The sequence below is a fragment of the Streptomyces sp. NPDC031100 genome, assembly GCF_055570785.1.
The window spans coordinates 58741-66019 of record NZ_JBVIGN010000017.1; the positions used below are offsets into that span (position 1 = coordinate 58741).

A 7279-nucleotide genomic window follows, 5' to 3' on the forward strand; every position below is an offset into this window, starting at 1 on the left:
GGACTGCTCATGCGTACGTGTTGTATCTATCCTGTGGGCATGGCCACGCCCACGAAGCAACCACCCGCCGCCGACCGCGTCTACACCCACGTCAAGCAGGGCGTCCTCGACCGTCGCTACGAGGGCGGGACCCTGCTCACCGAAGGCGAGCTGGCCGAGGCCGTGGGGGTCTCGCGCACCCCTGTCCGGGAGGCGCTGCTCAGGCTGGAGGTGGAGGGCCTGATCAGGCTGTACCCGAAGAAGGGCGCCCTGGTCCTGCCGGTCTCCGCGCAGGAGATCGCCGACGTGGTGGAGACCCGGCTGCTGGTCGAGGAGCACGCGGCCCGCAAGGCCGTACCCGCCCCGCCGGGGCTGCTGGAGCGGCTGGCCGGGCTGCTGGAGCAGCAGAAGGCGCAGGCCGCGGCCGGTGACCTGGCCGCCGCGGCGAAGACCGACCGCTGCTTCCACGCCGAGATCGTCCGCAGCGGCGGCAACGAGATCCTCTCCCGCCTCTACGACCAGCTGCGCGACCGCCAGCTGCGGATGGGCGTCGCCGTCATGCACTCGCACCCCGACCGGATCGCCAAGACGCTCGCCGAGCACGAGGAGATCCTTCAGGCGCTGCGCTCCGGGGACGCGGAGGCGGCCGTGGAGATCGTCCACCGGCACGTGAGCTGGTTCTCGCACCTCGCGCGAGGTGAGGTCCGATGAGCAACGCCACCCGGCCGAGCGACCCTTCCCCAGTGCCCGAAAAGCCTGGGGGAACCCTCGGCGGCCGACGCGCCATAGCGGTGTGGTCCATCGGTGTCTCGGTCTACTTCGTCGCCGTCATCTTCCGTACGTCCCTGGGCGTGGCCGGTCTGGACGCGGCCGACCGCTTCCATGTCAACGCCTCCGCCCTGGCGACCTTCTCGATCCTGCAGCTGCTGGTCTACGCCGGCATGCAGATACCCGTGGGCCTGCTGGTCGACCGGCTCGGCACCAAGAAGGTGCTGAGCATCGGCGCGGTGCTGTTCACGGCGGGCCAGCTCGGCTTCGCCTTCTCGCCCTCCTACGGCATGGCGCTCGCCTCGCGGGCGCTGCTCGGGTGCGGTGACGCGATGACCTTCATCAGCGTGCTGCGGCTCGGCACCCGCTGGTTCCCGGCCCGGCGCGGTCCGCTGGTCGCGCAGCTCGCGGGCCTGGTCGGCATGGCGGGCAACCTGGTCTCCACGCTGGTCCTCGCCCGGCTGCTGCACGGCGTCGGCTGGACCCCGGCGTTCGCGGGCAGCGCGCTGGCCGGTGCGGTCGTGCTGGTCCTGACCCTGCTGTTCCTGCAGGACCACCCCGAGGGGCACGAGCCCGAGCCGTCCCCGCACCAGGGCGGGGCCTATGTCCGTCGGCAGATCGCGGCCGCCTGGCGGGAGCCCGGCACCCGGCTGGGCCTGTGGGTGCACTTCACGACCCAGTTCCCGGCGATGGTGTTCCTGCTGCTGTGGGGGCTGCCGTTCCTGGTCGAGGCGCAGAGCCTGTCCCGGGCCACGGCCGGCGAGCTGCTGACCCTCGTCGTCCTGTCCAACATGGTGATCGGGCTGGTCTACGGCCAGATCGTCGCCCGGCACCATGCGGCGCGGCTGCCGCTGGCGCTGGGCACGGTCGCTGCGACGGCGTCCCTGTGGGCGCTCACCCTCGCCTGGCCCGGCGATCACGCACCCATGGGGCTGCTGGTGACCCTCTGCGTGGTTCTCGGTGCCTGCGGTCCGGCCTCGATGCTGGGCTTCGACTTTGCCCGCCCGGCCAACCCGCCCGAGCGACAGGGCACCGCGTCCGGAATCACCAACATGGGTGGTTTCATCGCCTCGATGACGACGTTGTTCGCGGTCGGGGTGCTGCTGGATGCGACGGGGGACGACTACACGGTGGCCTTCTCGTCCGTGTTCGTTCTGCAGGCGCTGGGCGTGGGCCAGATCCTGCGGCTGCGGGGGCGGGCGGCTCGGCGGGAGCGGGAGCGGTTGGTGGCCAGCCGGGTGGAGACGGTGCACGTGCCTGCGGTGTGAGCGGTGCTTCTCCCACCCGTACACCGCCCGTTTCCAGTTGGCTGAGAGGCGGAGCAGCCTGTGGGGGTTCTCGCCGTCGGCGGCTTTCCGCCCGTGGTCGGCGCGGCGGCGGCTTTCCGGCCGCGGGCGATTCCTCGGCGGCCCTTCGGGCATGCGCGGCGATTCCTCGGCGCCCTTCGGGCATGCGCTCAGGCGGCCACCGGTACGAGGGTGACGTACGCGAGGCCGAGGATGCCTCGGTAGGCCATCCAGCGGGAGCGGTGTCGGTCGAGGCGTTCACGGATGTCGGCGGCCCGGGGATGCCCGGGGTGCCGGGCGAGCCACACCTCCGTGTCCGCCTGGTACGCCGACTCGAACTCCTCCCACTCGTCACGGCTCGCGGTCTCCGTCCACTCGGGTCGGAAGCCGGCCTCGACGGCCAGGTCGAGGAGGGTGGCGAGGTCGTAGTGGTCGGCGACGGAGGCACCCGGCCACATCCGGGCCAGCTCGGCCTGCGTCGGCGTCCGCTCCCAGAAACCCTCGCCGAGCAGCACGCGGCCGCCGTCGCTCACCAGTCGCCGTAGCGCGCGCAGTGCCTCCGTGGTGGGTGGCTCGGCCTTGCTCAGCGCCTGGGTTGCGCCCAGGCAGAGCACGAGGTCGGCGGGCCCGCGCCGAGTGCCCGTGGCGGACTCCTCGGCGAACTCCACGCGGTCCGCGAGCCCGCGCGCCTCGGCGTTCAGGCGCCCCCGGGCCAGGTCCGCACCGCTGACGTCGATGCCGACTCCGCGCGCCTCCGGTACGGCCTCCAGCACCCGGAGCATCAACTCGCCCCAGCCGCACCCGATGTCCAGCACACTGCCCGGGCGCGTCGCCGCCAGGCGCCGAACCATCGCGGCCGCGCGGGCCTCGGAGAGGGGGCCGTGGAAGACGAGCCGGGTGAGCCGGGGCGGAGCGTCGTCGTCGGTGCGTGGAGTCGCCGAAGGGTCGGTCATGACGGGAACGCTAGGTACTGGAAGGAACCGGCGACACCGAATATCCGTCCTGTCCGACCGCCTGCGGGCTTACGGCGTCACCGCGAAGTTGCGCAGGATCGCCGCCGTCAGGTCCGGGTCGCCCTCCGCCTTCACCCGGTCCGCGACCGCCTCCGGGGTCACCCGGCCGCAGGCCAGGCGGACATAGGTCTCCCAGTCCAGGGTGAGGGTGGCGGCGGGACCGAGGGCGGGGGCCGTTTCCAGGGTGCCGCGGCCCTGGATGTCCACACGGATCGTGCGCAGGAACTCCACAGGCCCGTGCACGTCGAAGACGATCGCCGAACTGCGCGGCGCGTCCGCGTCCTTGGCGACGACCTTGGGGAGCGCGGACAGCAGCACGTCCCGGACGACGTGCGCGCCCGGCGAGTCGAGGTTGCCGGGGCGGCCGAGGGCGGTGCGCAGGTCCTGCTCGTGCACCCACACGTCGAAGGCGCGGGTGCGCATCGCCTGTTCGAGGGTGACCTCGGTGCCCATCGGGCCGCGCACCTTGGTGCCGGGGTCGCGGGACTCGTTGCGCAGCTGGCGGTTGCGGCGGATGACCGTGTACTCCAGCTCGGCCGTCATCTCCGGCGCGGTGTGGTGGCGGCGGACGTCGACCTGCATCTCCATGTAGCGCTGGTGCTCGTTGGTGACGTGGAAGAGGTCGCGGGGCAGCGTGTGGATGGGGCGCGGGTCGCCGAGCATCTCGCAGTCCAGGCCGATGACGTGCGAGACCACGTCACGGACCGACCAGCCCGGGCACGGCGTCCGCCGGTTCCACTCGCCCTCCGCGAGCGTGCCCACCAACTCGGATATCGCTTCGATGGAGTGGGTCCAGGCGTCGGCGTAGGGCTGGAGGGTGGGATGCAGACTCACGGAACGGGACCCCTCGGCGGTCGGTACACGGGCGGTTGTGGCGGCGTTGCCAGTGGGAGGTGGCTGCACTCGGCGGCGTCTTGAGACTCCCCCAATTCTCACGTTCGCTCGAACCGGGGGGACCCCCAAGTTACGCTGCTCCAAGGCACCCCGGCAGTGCTTTCGTGTGACGATCGTAGGCCCGTGTGAACAACTCGAATGCCAGGACGGTGGTAGTGTGCGCGCCTCCCTGATCCAGATCGCCGTGGACGAGGGCGAATCGGTGGCCTCCCGACGGCAACGCGTGGCCGCGCTCGTACGGGAGCAGGCCGGGTCCGACCTGGTGGTTCTGCCCGAGTTGTGGACCACCGGTGCCTTCGCCTACGAGGAGTTCGGCCCGCAGGCAGAGCAGCTCGAGGGCCCGACGTACGAGGCGATGGCCAAGGCGGCGAGCGACGCGGGCGTATGGCTGCACGCCGGCTCCATCCCGGAACGCGACCCCGAAGGTCCCCTCTACAACACCTCTCTCATCTTCTCCCCCTCCGGTGATCTGGCCGCGGCCTACCGCAAGATCCATCGCTTCGGCTTCGACCAGGGCGAGGCCGTACTGATGGGCGCCGGGCGGGACCTGGTGACGGTCCGGCTGCCCGGGACCACACTCGGCGTGGCCACCTGCTACGACCTCCGTTTCCCCGAACTCTTCCGCTCCCTCGTCGACGCCGGCGCCGAGACGCTGGTGATCCCGGCGGGCTGGCCCGAGCGGCGACGTGCGCACTGGACGCTGCTGGCTCAGGCGCGGGCGGTGGAGAACCAGGCGTTCGTGCTCGCGTGTGGAACGGCCGGGACCCATGCCGGAGTTCCGCAGGCGGGTCACTCGATCGTGGTGGATCCGTGGGGCGAGGTGCTCGCGGAGGCGGGCGCCGGCGAGGAGGTCCTCACGGTCGACTTCGACCCGGCGAAGGTGGCGGCCACCCGCGAGCAGTTCCCGGCCCTGAAGGACCGGATGCTGGGCCTGCAGCCGCCGCGCCGCTGAACACCCGGGGCCGGCCCTAGTCGTCCTCCCGCTCCTTCTGCGCCAGGTGGATCACGCACACGGCCACGGCGATCAGCAGTGCCGGGTCCGCGTCCTCGCGCACGATGTCGACGCCGTACGTGTCCCTCACGTGCAGCCGGCGGCGGGAGATCACCGCGAGGAGTTCGCCGTCGTACTCGATGGCGAACTCGTGGTCGAGGATCTTGCCGCTGACGTCCAGCTCGGTGCCGTCGACCAGGGACACCCGGTAGTGGTTGCGCAGCAGGGACAGCCGCTTGCGCCTGATGGTGGCCAGGCCCTCGCCGTCCCGTTCGATCACCATCGTGTCGCGCAGGGCGAACATCTTCTGGTGGATGTCGATCAGGACGCGCCCGTGGGCGTCCTTCAGCTCGAAGGTGTCCCGCAGCCGCATGGCCCTGCCGTCGACGAGGAACACCTTCCGGCCGTGTTCGTCCTCGATCCAGTAGTCGTCACCGATGCCGAGGAGCCGGTCGCGTACGAGGAGTCTCATGCGGATACCGTTCCCCGGCACGGGGTGATCATCACGTGCCGGAAGGGCGAGCTGCGCGCGGAGGGCATCTCCGATGTGCACTTCAGGCCGCCGGAGTACGCGGACCCGGCCACGCGCCCGTCGGCCCGAACCGCCTCCGGTAGTCCGACGGGCTCAGCCCCGTCTCCCGCCGCAACCGGGCCCGCAGATTGGCCGCCGTACCCAGGCCGCTGCGCGCCGCCACGACGTCCAGCCGCTCCTCGCCCCGCTCGATCAGCCGGCAGGCCAGGGCGACCCGCTCACCGGTGAGCCAGGCCAGAGGGCTCGTACCCAGCTGGGCGCGGAAACGGCGGTGCAGGGTGGCGGGGGAGACGGCCGCGCGGGCGGCCAGGTCCGCCACCGTCAGCGGCTCGCCGAGCCGCTCCTGCGCCCAGGCCAGCAGCGGAGCGAGCGACTCGTCGGGGACCGCGGGCAGCGGACGCTCCACGAACTGCCGTTGGCCGCCGTCCCGGTGCGGGCCGAAGACCAGGCGGCGCGAGACGTGGTTGGCGACCTCGGCACCGTGGTCCCGCCGGACGAGGTGCAGACCCAGGTCGAGCGCGGAGGCGCTGCCGGAGGCGGTGAGAATGTCGCCGTCGTCCACGAAGAGCACGTCCGGTTCCAGGCGCACCCGGGGGAAGCGGGCCCGGAAGGCCTCGGCCCACATCCAGTGGCAGGCCGCCCGGCGCCCGTCCAGCAGTCCCGACTCCGCGATGGTGAACGCGCCGGAGCAGAAGCCGACCAGCCGGGCGCCACGCGCGTGTGCCCGGCGTACGACGTCCAGGACGCGCTCCGCGCGCGGGACCTCGGTGTCGGGCCGGTTCGGCACGATCAGCGTGTCGGCCTCCTCGGCGGCCTCGAGACCGGCGACCCCGGTGAGCGTGAAGAAACCGTCCCGCATCCGCGTCTCCGGCTCGGCCGCGCACAGCCGGAAGTCGTACAGATCCCGCCCCAGCTCGGGCCGTTTCAGCCCGAAGATCTCGATGGCGCAGCTCATCTCGAAGGGATTCGAGTTCTCGTCGACGACCAGAACGACACGGTGACAGGATCCTTGCGCCATATGCGATTTCTAGCACTCGTCGGCCGCCCCGGCACCCCCGACGATGAACGCATGGAACCGATCTCCCTGGAGGCGGCCCTCGCCTCCTTCACCGAGCAGTGGAGCCCGCGCATCGTCACCACGGTCAACGACTACGACGTACGCGTGGCGAAGGTCGAGGGCGAGCACGTCTGGCACGTCCACGACCACACCGACGAGTTCTTCCTGGTCCTCGGCGGCGAACTGCACATCGCCCTCAGGGAGCCGGACGGCGAGCGCACGGTCGTCCTCCCCAAGGACTCGGTGTTCACCGTCCCGCGCGGCACCGAACACAAGCCCTACGCGCCCGTGCCCGCCGAGATCCTGGTCTTCGAGCCCACCGGCACCCTCTCGGTGGGCGACCGGCACGACGAGGTCCCCGAGCACGTGGACGCGACGACGGGCCACGCCCTCACCTGACCGGGCACCGGAATCCACCGGGCCACGGGGTGTCCCGCAGTTGAACTTCCCGTATCGGCAAGGAAGTTGCCCAACCAAACAGGCGGACCCCGAGTCGGACGTTGCATACAGCGCACAGCTCCGCACGTTCCTCTCGGAGGTCCACCCATGCACGCTCGCCCCACCCCCCGCCGGGTGATACGCGCCGTCTCGGCGGCGTCCCTGGTCCTCGGTTCGGCCCTGGCGGTGCCGCTCACCCTGGCCGGCACCGCCGGCGCCGCGACGGCGCCGGCCACCGCCGTGGTCCACCAGTACGGCCCGCAAGCCACATACAAGGCGACGGCCGGACAGAACAAAAAGGGCGCCGGCCCCTCGTTGCTC

The 7279-nt window shown here is 71.6% G+C and carries 8 protein-coding genes and 1 pseudogene; 5 read left to right on the forward strand and 4 right to left on the reverse strand.

Features of this window, described 5'->3' with window-relative positions; genetic code table 11:
• The first annotated feature begins 39 nt into the window (after window positions 1–39).
• Together ACZ5DS_RS36570 and ACZ5DS_RS36575 are read left to right on the forward strand one after the other, a co-directional pair.
• Entirely contained in the window at window positions 40–690 is a 651-nt protein-coding gene (locus ACZ5DS_RS36570; protein ID WP_468247275.1) for a GntR family transcriptional regulator, read from the forward strand.
• Complete coding sequence (locus tag ACZ5DS_RS36575) at window positions 687–2015, forward strand: MFS transporter (RefSeq protein ID WP_468247276.1); 1329 nt, start codon at window positions 687–689, stop codon at window positions 2013–2015. Before ACZ5DS_RS36570 ends, ACZ5DS_RS36575 begins: the two co-directional genes overlap by 4 nt.
• Before the next feature lie 188 nt (window positions 2016–2203).
• Here ACZ5DS_RS36575 and ACZ5DS_RS36580 read toward each other — a convergent pair whose 3' ends face one another.
• Together ACZ5DS_RS36580 and ACZ5DS_RS36585 are read right to left on the reverse strand one after the other, a co-directional pair.
• Window positions 2204–2986, reverse strand: coding sequence for an SAM-dependent methyltransferase (locus tag ACZ5DS_RS36580; RefSeq protein WP_468247277.1), 783 nt, complete (start codon window positions 2984–2986; stop codon window positions 2204–2206).
• 69 nt (window positions 2987–3055) lie between these two features.
• The gene (locus ACZ5DS_RS36585; RefSeq protein ID WP_468247279.1) at window positions 3056–3880 is read right to left on the reverse strand and encodes a maleylpyruvate isomerase family mycothiol-dependent enzyme; all 825 of its coding nucleotides are present in this window, start codon (window positions 3878–3880) and stop codon (window positions 3056–3058) included.
• A 217-nt stretch (window positions 3881–4097) separates the two neighbouring features.
• On the opposite strand from ACZ5DS_RS36585, the gene ACZ5DS_RS36590 reads away from it, so the two are divergent.
• Window positions 4098–4892, forward strand: a complete 795-nt coding sequence (locus ACZ5DS_RS36590) for a carbon-nitrogen family hydrolase (RefSeq protein ID WP_468247281.1) — start codon at window positions 4098–4100, stop codon at window positions 4890–4892.
• 16 nt (window positions 4893–4908) lie between these two features.
• Here ACZ5DS_RS36590 and ACZ5DS_RS36595 read toward each other — a convergent pair whose 3' ends face one another.
• Together ACZ5DS_RS36595 and ACZ5DS_RS36600 are read right to left on the reverse strand one after the other, a co-directional pair.
• Window positions 4909–5403, reverse strand: coding sequence for an LURP-one-related/scramblase family protein (locus ACZ5DS_RS36595; RefSeq protein ID WP_468247283.1), 495 nt, complete (start codon window positions 5401–5403; stop codon window positions 4909–4911).
• Window positions 5404–5485: 82 nt separating this feature from the next.
• Window positions 5486–6481, reverse strand: a complete 996-nt coding sequence (locus tag ACZ5DS_RS36600) for a GlxA family transcriptional regulator (protein ID WP_468247284.1) — start codon at window positions 6479–6481, stop codon at window positions 5486–5488.
• A 51-nt stretch (window positions 6482–6532) separates the two neighbouring features.
• Here ACZ5DS_RS36600 and ACZ5DS_RS36605 point away from each other — a divergent pair, with 51 nt between their 5' ends.
• The gene (locus ACZ5DS_RS36605; protein WP_468247287.1) at window positions 6533–6919 is read left to right on the forward strand and encodes a cupin domain-containing protein; all 387 of its coding nucleotides are present in this window, start codon (window positions 6533–6535) and stop codon (window positions 6917–6919) included.
• A 147-nt stretch (window positions 6920–7066) separates the two neighbouring features.
• Window positions 7067–7279, forward strand: a pseudogene (locus ACZ5DS_RS36610) (calcium-binding protein); the annotation flags it as partial.

Bases quoted from the DNA above. Each gene is read 5' to 3' on its own strand.
- ACZ5DS_RS36570 (WP_468247275.1), top strand. From the start codon at position 40: ATGGCCACGCCCACGAAGCAACCACCCGCCGCCGACCGCGTCTACACC.
- ACZ5DS_RS36575 (WP_468247276.1), top strand. From the start codon at position 687: ATGAGCAACGCCACCCGGCCGAGCGACCCTTCCCCAGTGCCCGAAAAG.
- ACZ5DS_RS36580 (WP_468247277.1), bottom strand. From the start codon at position 2,986: ATGACCGACCCTTCGGCGACTCCACGCACCGACGACGACGCTCCGCCC.
- ACZ5DS_RS36595 (WP_468247283.1), bottom strand. From the start codon at position 5,403: ATGAGACTCCTCGTACGCGACCGGCTCCTCGGCATCGGTGACGACTAC.
- ACZ5DS_RS36600 (WP_468247284.1), bottom strand. From the start codon at position 6,481: ATGGCGCAAGGATCCTGTCACCGTGTCGTTCTGGTCGTCGACGAGAAC.
- ACZ5DS_RS36605 (WP_468247287.1), top strand. From the start codon at position 6,533: ATGGAACCGATCTCCCTGGAGGCGGCCCTCGCCTCCTTCACCGAGCAG.